General features: G+C 67.4%; 11 protein-coding genes and 3 pseudogenes. 8 read left to right on the forward strand and 6 right to left on the reverse strand.

Annotation, left to right across the window (positions count from 1 at the left end; translation table 11 throughout):
* Positions 1 to 16: 16 nt before the first annotated feature.
* From AB0H84_RS22235 to AB0H84_RS22245, 3 genes are read right to left on the reverse strand one after another with little or no spacing between them, the layout of a single operon-like run.
* The gene (locus AB0H84_RS22235; protein WP_357607070.1) at positions 17 to 718 is read right to left on the reverse strand and encodes an SDR family oxidoreductase; all 702 of its coding nucleotides are present in this window, start codon (positions 716 to 718) and stop codon (positions 17 to 19) included.
* Positions 715 to 1,059: a hypothetical protein gene (locus AB0H84_RS22240; RefSeq protein WP_357607072.1), complete on the reverse strand. Its 345-nt coding sequence runs from the start codon at positions 1,057 to 1,059 to the stop codon at positions 715 to 717. The genes AB0H84_RS22235 and AB0H84_RS22240 overlap by 4 nt, the downstream gene beginning before the upstream one ends.
* Complete coding sequence (locus AB0H84_RS22245) at positions 1,056 to 1,466, reverse strand: hypothetical protein (protein WP_357607075.1); 411 nt, start codon at positions 1,464 to 1,466, stop codon at positions 1,056 to 1,058. Before AB0H84_RS22245 ends, AB0H84_RS22240 begins: the two co-directional genes overlap by 4 nt.
* Positions 1,467 to 2,004: 538 nt before the next feature.
* Here AB0H84_RS22245 and AB0H84_RS22250 point away from each other — a divergent pair.
* The 5 genes and pseudogenes from AB0H84_RS22250 (at position 2,005) to AB0H84_RS22270 (ending at position 7,761) form a co-directional block, all read left to right on the forward strand.
* Entirely contained in the window at positions 2,005 to 3,462 is a 1,458-nt protein-coding gene (locus AB0H84_RS22250; protein WP_357607078.1) for an AMP-binding protein, read from the forward strand.
* Positions 3,459 to 4,625, forward strand: coding sequence for an acyl-CoA dehydrogenase family protein (locus AB0H84_RS22255; protein ID WP_357607081.1), 1,167 nt, complete (start codon positions 3,459 to 3,461; stop codon positions 4,623 to 4,625). The genes AB0H84_RS22250 and AB0H84_RS22255 overlap by 4 nt, the downstream gene beginning before the upstream one ends.
* A pseudogene (locus AB0H84_RS22260) lies at positions 4,622 to 4,732 on the forward strand (sugar phosphate nucleotidyltransferase); the annotation flags it as partial. The gene AB0H84_RS22255 and the pseudogene AB0H84_RS22260, both read left to right, overlap by 4 nt.
* 137 nt (positions 4,733 to 4,869) lie before the next feature.
* Positions 4,870 to 5,922 carry a streptomycin biosynthesis regulator gene (locus AB0H84_RS22265; protein WP_357607084.1) on the forward strand — a complete coding sequence of 351 codons (1,053 nt, stop codon included), beginning with the start codon at positions 4,870 to 4,872 and terminating at the stop codon, positions 5,920 to 5,922.
* A 180-nt stretch (positions 5,923 to 6,102) separates the two neighbouring features.
* The gene (locus AB0H84_RS22270; protein WP_357607087.1) at positions 6,103 to 7,761 is read left to right on the forward strand and encodes an amino acid adenylation domain-containing protein; all 1,659 of its coding nucleotides are present in this window, start codon (positions 6,103 to 6,105) and stop codon (positions 7,759 to 7,761) included.
* Positions 7,762 to 8,494: 733 nt separating this feature from the next.
* Here AB0H84_RS22270 and AB0H84_RS22275 read toward each other — a convergent pair.
* Both AB0H84_RS22275 and AB0H84_RS22280 read right to left on the reverse strand, forming a co-directional pair.
* On the reverse strand, positions 8,495 to 10,264 hold the full coding sequence (locus AB0H84_RS22275) for an ABC transporter ATP-binding protein (protein WP_357607089.1): 1,770 nt from the start codon (positions 10,262 to 10,264) through the stop codon (positions 8,495 to 8,497).
* Positions 10,261 to 11,961 (reverse strand): ABC transporter ATP-binding protein, encoded by a 1,701-nt coding sequence (locus AB0H84_RS22280; protein WP_357607092.1) that lies wholly within the window; start codon positions 11,959 to 11,961, stop codon positions 10,261 to 10,263. Before AB0H84_RS22280 ends, AB0H84_RS22275 begins: the two co-directional genes overlap by 4 nt.
* Before the next feature lie 755 nt (positions 11,962 to 12,716).
* Here AB0H84_RS22280 and AB0H84_RS22285 point away from each other — a divergent pair.
* The 3 genes and pseudogenes from AB0H84_RS22285 to AB0H84_RS22295 all read left to right on the forward strand — a co-directional run.
* Positions 12,717 to 13,076: pseudogene (locus AB0H84_RS22285) on the forward strand (DUF1349 domain-containing protein); the annotation flags it as partial.
* Positions 13,077 to 13,405: 329 nt separating this feature from the next.
* Positions 13,406 to 13,543: pseudogene (locus AB0H84_RS22290) on the forward strand (ATP-binding cassette domain-containing protein); the annotation flags it as partial.
* A gap of 25 nt (positions 13,544 to 13,568) precedes the next feature.
* Positions 13,569 to 13,994 carry a hypothetical protein gene (locus AB0H84_RS22295; RefSeq protein ID WP_357607094.1) on the forward strand — a complete coding sequence of 142 codons (426 nt, stop codon included), beginning with the start codon at positions 13,569 to 13,571 and terminating at the stop codon, positions 13,992 to 13,994.
* A 665-nt stretch (positions 13,995 to 14,659) separates the two neighbouring features.
* Here the strand turns inward: AB0H84_RS22295 and AB0H84_RS22300 are convergent.
* Positions 14,660 to 15,673 (reverse strand): NAD(P)-dependent oxidoreductase, encoded by a 1,014-nt coding sequence (locus tag AB0H84_RS22300; RefSeq protein ID WP_357607097.1) that lies wholly within the window; start codon positions 15,671 to 15,673, stop codon positions 14,660 to 14,662.
* Positions 15,674 to 15,688 lie beyond the last annotated feature (15 nt).

The following is a 15,688-nucleotide window of genomic DNA, read 5'->3' on the forward strand; positions in this document are numbered from 1 at the left end:
ACCTCCGGTCGATGTGTCACCATTCCTGCTCCCGGCAGTCGCGGTAGAACTTGCCAGTGGGACCATCCGCGGGCAGGGTCGCGAGCCAGACGGGCGTGACCGCGGCCTCCTCCGGCGAGACCGGCGCCGCCGGGCCGCCCATGTCGGTGCGCACCTTGCCCGGGCAGCAGGCATTGACCAGAATGCCGTCGTCGCGCAACTCGTCGGCGATCATGCGGGTCAAGGCGTTGAGCGCGGTCTTGGAGATCCGGTAGGCGGGGGCCCCCATCCGCATGGTGCTCAGCCTCCCCGCGCTGCTCGAAACATTGACGATCCGGCCGTAGCGCCCAGCGCGCATGGCGGGTACCAGCGCCTGGGTGAGCTGCCAGGCGCCTAGCAGGTTGGTTTCCAACGTCACCCGGACGGAGTCCAGATCCGCCGTGATCCCGTCCTGCGGGCCATCGATGAAGATGGCCGCGTTGTTGACCAGCACGTCGCAGCGCCCGAAGGTGACGTGCAGCCAGCTCGTGAACTCGGCCACACTGTCGGCATCGGTGATATCCAGGGCGTGTACGGCCACAGCCGACCCGTGGGCACCGAGCCCACTCGCCGCTTCCGCACCGCGCTCCCGCGATCTGCTGGTCAGCACCACGCGCAGGCCGCGCTCGGCGAGAGCACGTACGATCGCCAGGCCGAGCCCCCTGTTGGCACCGCTGACCACGGCAACCCTGTCACTCATCCGCCGACCTCATGAAGTACGCCTGCCGGCGCCGACTCCAGGTCGGCCGCCCGATCGGCGCGCGGCTGCTCTGACATGACCGCGCCCCGCCGGATCTGCGACCGGGTAAGGACGTCGAAGGGCTGGTCGACTTCTTCGCGCAGCTCCCGTCCGGCGGACTCAGTGGCGGTCAGCAGCACCGATCCGCGTGCCACGTTCCTGACCGAGACCCTGCTGTCGCGGTGCGCGCATCGCTGCCGCAGCGTTGCGTGCCGCGTCACGGAGTGGTCCGGCGCCCGCTCCATCGCGGGCGCGTCGAGTTCCCCAGGCCGCCGACAGACGTGAACGAGACTCTTGGTCATCGGGATGCGATCGCGGTCGAGCCGGCGGCGACCGCGACAGGTCGGGAGCGCGATGCGCCGAGACCAACAGCCGGTACGGGCCCGTCCCTCCGGGTACGGCACAGCTCGTAGGCGAGCAACGCGCCCATGCCGCGACCGAACGGTGGAAGGGGACGGTCAAGCAGCGGCCCCATGGCCCCCGCCGCCGCCACCATCGGCTCGATCCGCCGCACCGGGCTCTCGCACCAGCGATCCTTCCGGCCGGGCGGCCGCACCGCCCAGACCTCGACCCCGAACTTGCCGGAGAGTCGCCTGCTGTCGCGCAGGGAGGCGCCCGCCCGGACGTACGGCAGGCAGATCGGCCTCATCGACGGCTGCGCGGAGCCTCCGCACCGCCGCAGCAAGGGGCTGGTCAGCACGGCACTCAACGCAACACTCTCCTCAAGACGGCGATGACAACAAGCCTGATCCCCGCGGTGCGCGGGGGCACGTCCCGAGATTGGGTGACAGCCCGGACGACCCTCGCGCCGTTAGATTTCGGTGGCCACGATGACGTGAGATCGGTGAGTACACCGCCGCCTGCTGCCAGCCACGTCCCGTGATCGTAAGTGTCATGCGGAGCTCCTCGCGCAAGGAGGCGAGACGTCGCCGTCGGCGGATGAGCGCAGGCCGGTTTGATGAACGCTTCCTGGATGTCGTCGCGGGCCTCCCAGCGGACATGCAGGCGTCGGAAAGCGTGCCCGAACCGACCGCGCGGCGTGCGGCACTCTCAGCCTCCGCGAGTAGCTCGGTCATGAGCGGTCCTCCCCCGCGTTTGGCCAGGCCGTTCCTCAACGTAGAGGCAGGCTCGGACCGCTACAAGAAGGTCACGTGTCCTCGATTCTGGGGGTAGCCGGGACTGTTGTCTGCCCGACCTCTTCCATCAACAATGCGAAGTCGGCGACGGTAACCGAGGGGAGGTCGCCGGTGACCGATGGGTTCCATCTGCGCCTGGTCCACGAGATGCTCCAGTTCGCGAGCACGAGGGCTCCCGGGGCGCCTGCCGTACGCGATCAACATGGCTCCTGGACCTATGCCGAGTTCCTGGAGCAGAGCCTGGCGTGCGCGGGCTGGCTGAGCGAGCAGGGCGTCGGTCACGGGGACCGGGTCATGATTCGCGCTCGACCCGACCGCCGTGTGCTGGCCGTGCTCTTCGCCTGCGCTCGGCTGGGCGCGGTGTTCGTGCCGGTCAGCGAGACCGCCACGGCCATCCAGGTGAACCACATCCTCAGCGACGCTGACCCTGTGGTCGTCATCGACGATGAGTTGCCCGACTGGGGTGGCCACAAGGCGCCGGGCGCGCAGGCCGCGCGGGACGACCCGCTCCTGCTGATCTACACCTCAGGCAGCACGGCGGTGCCCAAGGCCGTCGTCGGTCACCACTCTCATGTGCTCTTCGCCACGCGAGCCATCGCTGAACGGTTGAGCTACCGGGCGGACGACGTCGTGCTCTGCAAGTTGCCCCTGTCCTTCGACTACGGCCTCTACCAGGCCTTCCTCACTGTGCTCTGCGGAGCCGAGCTGGTACTGGCCGGTCAGGACGCCGACGCCAGGCTGCTCGCACTGATCAAACACCACGGAGTCACCGTGGTCCCCGTCGTGCCTTCCCTTGCCGCGATGCTGCTGAGCCTCGGCCGGCGCGATCGGTCACCTACCCGGGTGCGGCTGTTCACCAACACGGGCGAGGAGCTACCGCGGGCGACGATCGCGGGCCTGCGCGAGCGGTTCTCCGGCGCCGGCGTGCAGCTCATGTTCGGCATAACCGAATGCAAGCGAGTCTCGATCATGGAGGTTGACGGGGACCTCCACCATCCCGGCGCGCTGGGTAGGCCGCTACGCGGCACGAGCGTGCGCATCCTCCGCCCGGACGGGAGCGAGGCACCCACCGGCGAGTCCGGCGAGATCATGGTCAGTGGCCCACATGTCATGGCGGGTTACTGGCGCGATCCCGAGCTCAGCGCCCGCTTCTTCTGCCGCGACCCCCTGACGGGTGAGCGCTGGCTGCGCACGGGAGACCACGGCTGGCTGGATGCGGAGGGCTACCTGCATTTCGACGGCCGCCGCGACCAGATCTTCAAGCTGCACGGTACACGGGTGAGCGCGCTGGAGATCGAAGCGGCCGCCAGAGAGATTCCCGGCGTCAGCGAGGCTGCCGTTGTACCGCCCGCGCCGGGCCGCGAGGCGGCACTCCTCGTCATCGCTTCTCTCACACCTGTCGAGGTACTTCGCGCGCTGCGCGCGCGGCTGGACGCCAGCCGTACCCCCTCGGTGTGCCGGGTCGTGGCGCGCCTGCCGCGCAACACCTCGGGAAAGCTCGACAGGGCGGCCCTGCCCGAGCTGCTGATGCCGGAATCGGCGATCAACGCCTATCAGGGGGACATGTGAATCCGCTCGACCTGGCAGGAGATGTCGTACCCGTCCTCGCCGAGCACGCGGCGCGCGTCGATGCTGCCGCGTGCTTCCCCGAAGCAGCGATGAAGGCACTGCGGGCGAGCGGCCTGCTCGGCCTGCTGGTGCCTGCCGAGCACGGCGGTCTGGGCGGGGACCTGGACGATCTGGTCGCCGTTGCGCAAACGCTCGCGTCGGGTTGCCTGTCCACCGCCATGATCTGGGCCATGCACTGCCAGCAGGTCGACGCGCTGGTCAGGCACGCCGCACCACAGTTGCTGGCCGCCCTGCTGCCGCGCATCGCCGTGGGCGAGGTCTATATCGCCTCCGTCACTACGGAACCAGCCAAGGGCGGCAATCTCCTGACAGCTGTATCCCCCTTGCGTGACGCCGGTGACCTCATCCAGGTCGAGCGAGACGCCCCGGTCGTCACCGGCGGCGAGCACGCGGATGGCTTCCTGATCACCATGCGGGCCGCAGAGAGCTCCTCCGAGCACAAGGTCACACTGGTGTACGTCGGGCGCGACCAGCTCACCAGTGAGACCTACGGCACCTGGGATCCCCTCGGCATGCGAGGCACGCACAGCATCAGCATGCGGTTATCCGGCGCGGTGCCGTCGCACCAGATCGTCGGCGAGCCGGGTGAGTTCAGGGCTGTGGCCATCGACAGCTTGATCCCGGTGGGTCACGTGGGCTGGGCAGCCTGCTGGCTCGGCGCGGCCAAGGCCGGTCTGAGCGATGTCGTCAGGCACATCGGCTCCACCAAACGCCCTCCCAGCCTCCATCCGAGCTCAGATCTGGTCCGGGAGCGGCTGGCCCGAATCCGCATGGACCTGGAGATGGTGAGCGCCTACCTCCACTCGGTCACCGGCGAGGTGCTCAGCCACCGGCGCGACGGTCGATCGCTCGACTCTCCGCCCGTGCAGATCCACCTCAATACGGTGAAGGTAGCGGCGGCCGAGCTGACCTTCCGAGCCGTGCACCACCTGGTCCAGCTCGCGGGGATGGCCACCGGGTACCTCAGGGCCTCGCCCATCCCGCTGGAGCGGCATTTCCGCGACCTCCGATCGGCGAGCCTGAACAACGCCGACGATCGACTGCTGACGGCGATCGGAGGACTCACTCTGCTCGACCGCAGTGTCAAGCTGGCACGGCCATGAAGGCTCTCGTGCTCGTCGCCGGGCTCGGCACGCGGCTGCGGCCGATCACACACATCCCGCCGAAGCAATGGGTGCCCGTGGCCGACAAACCGGTGCTGTTCTGTGGGGCTCGAACCGCCCCCTGTGGTCTCACAAGGCATCTGAGGCGGTCCTGCAAGTGCGTGTACGTGGCGCCGCCCACGGTTCTTGGCTGTTTCGACCTGGTCGAACGGATGGAAAGACAGGCGAAGCGGGGAGAGGTAGATTGATTCAGCAAGCAGAGAAACATCTTCCTGAAGACCGGACAATGAGCCGCGTCGATCACACATTCGCTGTGCAGGAACACCGTTCCAGTGCTCCCCCGAAAGTGCAGTGGGTGCCTATCGATTCCTTACTGCCAGGTTATTCCCCGCGCCTCGACGGCGAGGTTCCGGAACATGTTCACGTCCTTATGGACCTGCCGGACGACCTGCCGCCTATTCTGGTTCACTGGCCGAGCATGCGCGTGATCGACGGCATGCATCGAGTCCTCGCCGCCCAGCTCAAGCAGAAACGCACGATCAGAGCCCAGTTTTTCGAGGGAAACGAGGGCGAGGCGTTCATGGCCGCGGTCAAGGCCAATGTGACTCATGGCCTGCCGCTGACACCGGCCGATCGGGAAGCGGCGGCGACCCAGATCATCGAGATACAACCTCATGCGTCAGATCGATCGATCGCCGCGATCACCGGCCTGGGGCCCCGCACCGTTGCCGCCATTCGCCAGAGGATGACCACGGGGAATGCTCAGGGCTCGGTGCGAATCGGACGCGATGGTCGAGTGCGACCGTTGAGCAGTGCTGACGGCCGGCGCATGGCGAGCGAGATCATCGCGAAACGGCCGGATGCCTCCCTTAGGGAGATCGCAAAACTGGCCGGCATCTCCCCCGCCACGGTCGGGGACGTGCGCAAACGAATAGCGCGCGGAGAGGATCCCGTGCCGGTCAAACTTCGCGCCGAACACGTCCGTCCCGGTGCTGGGAAGAGGAAGCAGATCGAGGTCGTCGGCTGGGACGGCGAGCACATGCCGTCACAGGACCGTGCCTCTATGCTCCAGAACCTCAGAAAGGACCCGTCGCTGCGGCTCAACGCCAGCGGACGGAAGGTGTTGCAGTGGCTCTTCTCGAACGTGGCGGGGCCGAAGGGATGGGAAGAGGTCCTGCACGACATTCCAGCTCACTCCGCGTACGTCGTCGCGGAGATGGCACGTGGCTGCGCGGTCGAATGGATGACGTTCGCGGAGCGCCTGGAGCAACGGTGCAAGGCGGCGGATGAAGTATGAACTCCCTGGCTCGATCTGCACGGTGTTGGAGGCGAGAGGACGGTCGCGTAGCACTGTGCTGACCGCATGATCGAAAGCCCCGATGTATCTCCCCGACCGGGGCAACTCCAGACAACCGCACTGTTGGCTGTCGTGCGGTCCGGTGTCCAGAAGGGCGAACCGCAAAGAAGGAATTCGCATATGACGAGTCTTGATCGGCCCCGTCTATCGCTGGTGCCCGGGACGGCTGCACTGGCAGCGGAACGTGCGTTGCGACGACCGATCCCGGCGGACATCGAAGTGAGCGCGTGCCGGCATGTCATCATGCAGGCCGCCGCCGATGCCGACCGCCTCGCGGTGCTCGACCCTCGTGGTGACTACACATATGGAGCGCTGATCGACCGGATCGGACACATTCGATCGTTACTTCTCGCGTCGGGATGCGGCCCGGGCGCCCGGGTAGTGGTGAGCGGGCCGCGCAGTGGAGACTTGATCGCGAGTTTCCTCGCCATAGAGAGCATCGGTGGGGTTTATGTCCCCGTTGGCATCGACTGGCCCGCCCGTCGTATCGCGAACGTGCTTGCCCGAGTCCGGTCCACCTGCGTGCTCGCCATGTCGGACCCTTCTTCCGACCTGGCCAGAGCCGCTGAAAGGACAGGTACGGCCTTGCGGATCGTTTCCGCCCGTTCGTCGCAGCTCTCGTTCCCATGGTCACCTCATCCGGGAGCAGGGCACGATGCCGCCTACATCATCCATACCTCCGGGAGCACCGGGCAGCCGAAAGGCACCATCGTGGAGCGCCGCGGCATGCTGAACCACCTGTGGGGGGTCATACGTGATGTGCGGCTGAGCGGAAATGATGTAGTGGCGTTCACCGCTCCCCCGGTCCACGTCATCGGCATCTGGCAGATGGTCGCGGCCTTGATGGTCGGTGGCTCGATCGCAGTGGTGGAGGAGAAAGCGCTGCACTTCCCGCGCGCTCTTGTCGACGTGCTGCGCCGAACGGGCACCAGCGTGGTGGAACTGGTGCCCACGGTGCTGAGCTGGATCGTCCAACAGGTGGAACGCTTCGATACCGACGACGTGCTCCCCAGCCTCCGCTGCATGATTTCCACTGGGGAGTCCCTGCGTCCCGAGCTCGCCGCGCGAATTCGGGCGAGGCTACCGGGAGCCGAGCTCGTCAACGCATATGGGGCGACGGAGCTGTCGGACGACGTGGCATTTCATACCGTGAGTCGAGCGGACTGCGACGAATCACGCATTCCCATTGGGACCCCGATCGCGAACGCAGTGCTCTACCTCCTCGTGGCCGAGGGGAAGAAATGGCGTGCAGCGGAACACGGCGAGGCGGGCGAACTGTGGGTCGGCGGCCTCCCCGTTTCCGCGGGTTATTTCGACGATCCGGATACCACCCGCGCCAACTTCTTTCTCGACGAATTCGACCCGCACTCACCGACCCGGCGCCTGTACCGCACAGGCGATATCGCGTGCTTCAGAGAGGGCGTCGCCTACTGCATGGGGCGGGCGGATCGGCAGGTGAAGGTGGGAGGCACCCGCATCGAGCTGGGTGAGATCGAAGCTGTGTTGCTCCGCCATCCACAGGTGGAGCATTGCGCTGTCACGGCAACCGAGAAGAATGGACGTACCGAGCTGTCCCTCTACTATGTGGCCGGCAAGGAAGCATCCACCGAAGAGCTGAAGAGGTTTCTTCGCGACTCGCTACCGACTTTGATGATCCCGCGTCTGTGGGTTCGGCTCGATCACATGCCTAGAAACGGCAGCGGAAAGACCGACTATCACGGGCTGTCGAATGCCGGGCCCAGTGATCTGCAAGAGAGGCTGAGCTCTCTTCATCCCTGACGACGCTTGGTCATCATGGGGGGCGCGCAGAACGATGGCCGATGGCAGGAGGCTTCCAGTAAGGATCGCCTGGCCGACCTCATCTGCACGCAGCCGGCCGACCGGCGCTCCCGGCGATGTGCAAGCCGCCCGCGGCGCGCACGGCCTGGCCGGCAAACGCGGCAACACGATCGGCCGATGATCGCTAGCCGTCCGAGAAGAATACGCGTTGTCAGCACGGACGACTTCGGGCCGGGTCCGAGCCGTCCCGATCCCAGCCGGGGCACCCTGAGTGGCCGCCATGACGACGGGATAGTGCGACGCGTCTCCGCCCTGGTCCGCAGGGACCACCAGGGCCGGCAGCCGTTTTTCTGCTCGCATGCCAGGTGCAGCTTGGTCGACAGACCGCTGCCGGAACATCCCAGTGCATGATCGGCAGCCTCGGGCAGTGCTTCCGCCACCGCGCACCGACCCGCACTAGCCAGCGGATCCCATCGATGAGCTGCCCCTTTTTCTTGGCCGATGAACCCTTACCGGAGACCTCGCTGCGTGTCCGGCTACAACACGCCATTGATCGCATGCTTCGAGACAGGCTCCAGGCGCCGATCTTGTAAGCGAGACGAAGCTGGCAATAATCAAAAACGTCGCAAGTATTCTCTGTTGCAGGACATACCGTGCCATCTACGCCCCCTCAATCGAGAGGGATGACCAAAGGCGATATGCAGCTGCACGTCGATTTATACCTGTCCGACTACTACGTGGAATTCGGGTGGTAGGCGTTCGCCTGAGTGGCGTAGAGGGTCGCGTAGGGGCCGTTGGCCGCCATGAGGGCGGCATGGGTGCCCTGTTCCAGGAGTTCACCGTCGCCCAGGACGATGATGTGGTCGGCCATGTGCACGGTGGAGAAGCGGTGCGAGACCAGCAGGGTGATGGTGTCGGAGCCGTTTCGGGCGAGTGCCGCGAACTTCTCGAAGAGGTCGTGTTCGGCCTGGGGATCCAGGGCGGCTGTGGGCTCGTCGAGGACGAGCAGCAGCGGATGGTCGCGCATGGCTCCACGGGCCAGGGCGAGTTTCTGCCACTGTCCGTGGGAGAGGTCGACGCCGCCGAACAGCGGCCCCAGCTGCGTGTCCATCCCGTCGGGAAGGGTGGCGATCATGACGCTCCCTCCGGCTCTGTCCAGGGCTTCGGCGACCGCCGCCTCGTCCCGCATGCGGGGCAGGTCGCCGATGCCGACGGTCTCGCGTACCGGGAGGTGGAACTTGACGAAGTCCTGGAAGGCGCCGGAGCACCTGGCCAACCACGAGGTGGGGTCGAGACCGGCGAGCGGCTGCCCCGCCACGGTGATCATCCCCTTGTCCGGCTGGTAGAGCCCGCACAGCAGCTTCACCAGCGTGGTCTTCCCCGCGCCGTTGACGCCGACCAGGCCCACCGTGGAGCCGGGGCGCAGCTCGAGGTTGAGATCGCGCAGCACAGGGGTGTCGCTGCCGGGGTAGCGGAAACTCACCCCGCTCACGGAGATGCCGGTGCCGAGACCGGACGGCGCGGTCAGACTTCCGCGGCGGCGGGTCTCGGCGTGATCCTTCAGCCACAAGTAGTGTTCCGTGACCCGGCCTACCTCACCCATGCTGTCGAGGTTGTCCAGCGCGACGGAGATCTGGAACCGCAGCTGCATGGCGATGGAGATGGTCAGGACGATGTCGCCCGCGCTGAGCGAGTGCACGGTGAGGACCACCGCGAGCGCGAGGGTCAGCCCGGCGGCGTAGCAGGTCCAGCCTGCGGTCCGCCAGAGCAGGCCGCTGCGGCGGGCGGAGGTTTCGGCCTGGCTGACCTCCTGCCAGCTCGCGTTGGCCATGCGGTCGAGTTCGGGGCCGCCGCCGGTGATGCGCAGCTCCGTGGCGGTGTCGGGGTCGAGGCACAGCTCATGCAGGATCGCCTCCCGACGTACGGCCTCGCCGGTGCTGTCGCGGAAGTCGCGCAGGAGCCGCTCGGCCTTCCTGCCGGTGAGCAGGGGCGGTACGGCGAGCACGGCCAGCAGGATCATGGCGGGATGGACCGAGGCCAGCAGCCACACGCTCAGCGCGAGACTGGCCACATTCGCCACGGTCAGCAGGATCGACCAGCACGACACCGCCACCGACCAGGCGCCACGGCGAAGCAGGACGAGGCGGTCGAGATAGTCGGCGCGTTCCAGATGCTCGACGCCGGGGAGTGTGGCGGTGATGGTCAGCACTTCCTGGGTGAGTTCCTGCGCGGCCTTGTCCATCAGGTCGAGGCGCAGGCTGCTCACGACCCTGTTGATGGAGGCGTTCAGGACGAAAGCCACGACTCCCAGAGCCGCCGCCAGCAGCACCCCGCGGCCAGATCCGGCGCCGGAGGCGTTCAGCAGCCAGCGCTGGCTGAGCGCCGTGCCGGCCGAGACCCCGGCCAGTACCACGGTGAGCAGGCCGGACACCCACGTGCCGAGCCGGTCCGCCCGCATCGTGAGCTGCAGGGAGTAGCCCACGACGCTCAGCCGCCGCTTCACCGGACCGCCGCGAAGTGTGCTGCCTGCAATTTGAACAGTTCGGCGTAGATGCCGTCGCGTGCCATGAGCTCCTCATGGCTGCCCAGTTCGGCGACCTTGCCGCCGTCGAGGACGGCAATGGCGTCGGCCGAGCGTACCGTGGAGAGCCGGTGCGAGATCAACACGACGGACGCTCCGCGGGCCGCCGCGACGGCCTGCTGGTAGAAGTCGGCCTCCGCCTGCACGTCCAGGTGCGCGGTGGGTTCGTCCAGGATCAGGACTTTTCGGCCGTGGTCGACGGCGTACAGGGATCGGGCGATGGCCAGTTTCTGCCATTGCCCGCCCGACAGGTCGACGCCTCCGCCGCTGTTGCGCCACAGCGGCGTGGCCAGGCCGTCCGGCAGGCCCGCGACGACCTCTTCGGCGCCTGCCCGCCGTAGCGCCGCGGTGATGTCCGCGTCGTCGGCCGGGACCTCGGGCGCTGACATGCGGATGTTGTCGCGTACGTCCGCCGGGTACTGGATGAAGTCCTGGACGACCACGGCCAGCCGCCGTCGCCACGCGTCGATGTCCCATTCGGCCAGGTCACGCCCGTCCGCAAGGATCTTTCCCGCTGTGGGCCGGTAGAGCCCGGCGAGCAGCTTGATCAAGGTCGACTTGCCCGCCCCGTTGACGCCGACGATGGCCAGCACCTGGCCGGGGCGGATGTCAAGCGTCAGGCCGTGCAGCACCGGCGTGCCGATGCCGGGATAGGCGAAGGCCACGTCGCGGAACTCGATCCGCGGAATGTCACCGGCCGGACCGGGTGGCGCCTGTTTCAGCGCGGGTCTGCCGTACCGCTCGGTGAGTTGCTCCAGGGCGTGGACGGCGCCGATGCCGTACTCGATGTCGAAGGCCTCGTGGCCCATGGCGCTGATCCGGAAGATCTCCCAGGCGGCCACCAGGCATGTCGCCACGGCGGCGAGGCCGATCTCGCCCGACAGTGCGGCCAGCCCTGGCACCAGCATCGCCGCTAGCGCCGACCCCGCGGCCAGTACCGAGGTCAGTACCTGTCTGCGCAGCACCCATCGCGTCCGGCGAGAGGCGGGGACGGACCAGCTGCGCTGCTCGGCCAGCCGCCGGCTCACCACCCAGTCGGCGAGGCCGAAGAGCCGGATCTCCTTGGCGGCCGCGGCTCCGCCGGCCAGGTCGGTCCAGTATTGGGTCCGCCGCACCGCTCCCACGGTGCGGTCGTTGCATCGGGCGAGATAGATCCACTGGCGGCGGATGATTCCACGCAGCAGTAGCGACGAGGTCAGCAAGGCCAGGGCCAGCCACGGGAAATAGACGGCCAGCACCGCCGCCGCCCCAAGAGCCGCCGTCAACCGGAACGACAGCGTGACCTGACCGACGGACGCGGTGCCCGGTGAGCGTACCCGCCATACCTCGCCCCTGTCCGAGGCCCGCACCGCGGTGTCGGCGAAGTCGGGTTCGGCCAGGTGCGCGATGCCCGTGGGAGCCAGCGCCACCGCCCTGACCCGGCTCCGCGCCGAGCCGTCGATGGCGCGAACGGCGGAAGCGCCGAACAGGCCGGCAAGCGACCCGGCCGCCAGACCGATCAGGACCGACCCGCCCAACGCCACCAGCGACGGCGCCACGTCCGCCAGACCGGACCCCGCCTCGACACCGGCGACCAGCGCTCCGGTGGCCAGCGCAGAGATCACGGGAGTGACGGTCATGACCGCCCCCGTCGCGATCATCCCGACTCTGACGCCAGGCCGTGCCTCGCGCAGGAGTCGAAAGAGCTGAATCCGTTCGCGCACCGATGCCCGTACGGCCCGCCAGCCCAGTCGATCGAGCGTCAACCGCGGATCTAACTCCGATTCCTGCTCAACAGAAGTACTTCCCTTCATGCATAGACCTCAATCTCATTCACATTGCTCCGCAAAAACCCATGGCAACACCCACGTCACATGGTCTCAATATTCCGCCGACCGACTCACCACAAGGAGTCAGCGCGTCATCGCGCCGCCAAATAGCACACGCCACCTCATTGGCGCGCATCCTCGTACTGGATAGCTGTCCAACAGCCTCTCCATGTCGCTCGGTGTGAGTCATCAGCGACAGGGGTTGGCGGCATCGTCAGATCTTGAACTTAATGCCAAGGCAAGGGCGAGATTAGTTCAACGCTCAGACAAACACAAGGACCGGATCAATGGCTTGGATCGCTGGGCGAAGGTCTCTCTAGGGGCTCTTCCAAGATTTTCGTAGTAACTGACCTCGATCTTTCGGGATGGTGATCTGCTCTTGTTGGGCGCAATTACCTGATGTCTCAGGTGGTGGTCAGCCGGGTGGCCCCGACTGTCGCGTCGGGCGGGCAGGGTTCCACGGGCCTGGTCGCCGGGGCTGGATGCCGGTGGTCAGGGTGGCGCGGATAGGGCCTGCAGCCAGATGAAGGTGAGCATCTGGGCCCACATGATCCCCTCTCTCCGTCGAGGTCGACGGAGACGCGTTGATCGTCGCCACGAGGCATCGCAGCGTCTTCTGGCGGCACACCAGCTACGGTGTCGTGCACAACGACGGGCACGCGCCGCTCACCCCGTTCGTCGACGGGCCAGCGATCGAGGTGACTTTTGTGAGCCGGTTGGACTCACTGTTCGACCAGGCCGGCCTGCTGGTACACGTCGATGACGACGCCTGGATCAAGGCCGAGGGTCGAACTGAGCGACGGCCTGCCGCAACTGGGCGCGGTCGTTTACCTACGGCAAGTCCGACTGGTCGGCCTCGCCTGTCGCCCAGTGGGACGGGCACGGGTCACCACGGGCCTCGAGCCTGTTCAACTGAGGACCGGTGATCGGTTGAACAGCCATATCCACGATGCCCGGCCAGGGCGGGTTGGCCCTCGGCGGCTGATCAGCCGGGGCCAGGCCAGCCTGGGTGATGCCGTCTCGGTGTTCTCCGTCGCGGTTCAGCTCCAGGCGCAGGTCAGGTTAGTTGCGGAGCAGCTACGCCAACTTGCCGAGGGCGGAAACGTGATCGACGGCTACTGGTGGCTGGAGGACTACGCTCGCCGGTGCTGGCGCCCGGGAGCCGCGCCGCCGCCCGCGCCGAGGAGGGCGTCGATCTCAACGCGGTCAGATTCCGTTACCCGGGGACGGATCGGCGGCCCTCTCGGAGGTCGCCCTGAGGCTGCCAGCAAGCAGCACGGTCGCCGTCGTCGGCGAGAACAGAGCTGGCAAGAGCATGCTGGTGAAGCTTCTGACCGGGGTCTACGAGCCGAGCGGCGGACGAGTCGTCATCGACGGTAGGCCGCTCGTCGATCCTGACCTGCGCCTGGCAAGCGCCTGTGCCCGGTGTGCCGCAGGACCACACGCGGCTCCATTTCCCGGTCAGGGAAGTGTGGGCGTCGGGCACCTGCCGCGCCTACGCGACGATGAGGCGGTGCGCGGCGCCTTGGAGCGGGCGGGCGGCGGGCTCCACCCCCGTCGTCGCCGCACTGCCGGATGGCCTGGACACCCGGCTCGGCAAGGCGTTCGGCGGGGTGGAGCCATCGCCGGGCCGATGGGAGCGGCTTGCTCGGGCCCGCGCGCTCATGCGCCCGGACCCTCTGCTCCTGATGCTGGACGAGCCGACCGGCGCGAGGGACCCGAAGGCCGAATACAAGCTCTTCCGCGGCTTCGCGCGCCAGGTGCAGACGGTGACCGCTCGCGGCGGCATTGCCTTGCTGGTGTCGCACCGGCTCAGCACGGTACGCCTGGCGGACCTGATCTAAGAGAGTACGGCATGGCGGATCTGACGTCCTCGGCCGACGTCAGGGCACCATCATCACCCGATTTACCTGGGATTACGCGGCCAGGGAGCCTAAGCTGCGCGCGCTGTATGAGCCGGGCAAGGCCGCGCAGTAGAACGCGGTGACCGACATCGACTGGTCGGCCCAACTGCACACCGCCCGACAGCCGCAGGGCCGCTACGCTCCCGCGCTCACCAGGCGGTGCGCCGAGCCGGCCGAGGCCTCCGGCAGCTCGGCGGTGGCAACCTTGGCCCGCATCGCACCGGCGCTGGATTCGGTGATCCGCGCGGCTGGGCCGTCGCGCGCTGGGATGCCGAGCAGGCTGCCCGCTTCACGACCTCAGCCGTCATGGCCGAGCTCGAAGCACTGCTGTCAGCCTGGGAGCTGACCATTCCTGAGTGCCGCAAGGCGCTCCAGCCTGAGGGCGAGGTGTCCGAGGTGGATCACGCTGTCACGTGTATGCCGTCGACTGGCTCGGGAACCGGGTTCGGTACCGGCTACGGGAGCTGGCTCGGAGCCTTTGCGATCTCGGTGCTGAGCGAGCGGTCTCGGATGTGCCGCTGCCGCCGTCCCGGCCGAGGCACGGGACCGGCTCCGCGACCACATCGCCTGCCCACGGCCCTTCGGTGCAAGAAAGCCTTACCGGGTCAGTGAACGCCCATCGCCCTTGCTCGGTCGACCGGCGCTGCCGCTAGGTCATGGATCACGCGCTGGACCAACTGCCCGGTCGACGGCCAGGTGATGTCGCCGCAGAGCTCGCGTAGGCGGTCCAGGTTGGGGACACGGCGTGACACGTCCGTTCGTCCGGGGAAGATGCTCGCGTAGGGTATGTGCTCGATGGGTGAGCCGCTCCCCGTCGCAGCCAGGACGAGCTCTGCGAGCTGCCGGATAGTCGTCTCGTGGGTAGAGCCGATGTTGACTGCCCGCACCCCGCCGGTCCAGGCGCGCGGGTTCGCCACCAAGCGGAGGACTACGTCGGTGAACTCGCTCACGCCGCTGAAGCAACGCCGCTGGGTACCCGAGTCGTAGATCGTGAGCGGCAGGCCGGCCTTCGCCCGTTCCACAAAGGTGGGCAGGACCATGCCGTACGCTGCCGACTGGCCTGCCCCGACCACATTGAAGGGTCGCAGCACCAGCACGGGACGACCTCGACGGGCGGCGGTGGCGCCGAGAGTCTCCAGTTCGAGCTTTCCCGTCGCGTATCCCTCCTGGCCACCGTCATATACCAGTGTTTCGGAGCGGGACAGCGGCCGATCCTCCTGTATCGGGCATGGCGCGTTGAGCCCGTAGACCGCCGAGGACGAGAACAGGATGGCAGGGGCGTCACCGGTAGCGGTCAGCACCACCTCAGTGCCGACCGCCGTGGTGTCGAAGGCGACACGGCGTTGGTTGGTGGCCAGGCGCATGCCCACGACCCCGGCCAGATGGAAAAGCGCCGTGACTCCCGCCGCGGCGTGGCGGACTGCCGTGGGATCCAGCACACTGCCGACGATCAGTTCGGCTCCGGGAGGGCAGCCCAGGCCGGTGGAGAGATCGTCGAGCACTCGGACGTGATGCCCGGAGGCGAGAAGGCGGCTGACGAGCTCGCGGCCGAGAAATCCGCAGCCACCGGTCACCAGCACCGTTCCGCAACCGGGTTCAGGGAAAATGCGGTCGGACATAGAGATGCTCCGTTT

The organism is Nonomuraea sp. NPDC050786 (assembly GCF_040654115.1).
Classification (GTDB): domain Bacteria; phylum Actinomycetota; class Actinomycetes; order Streptosporangiales; family Streptosporangiaceae; genus Nonomuraea.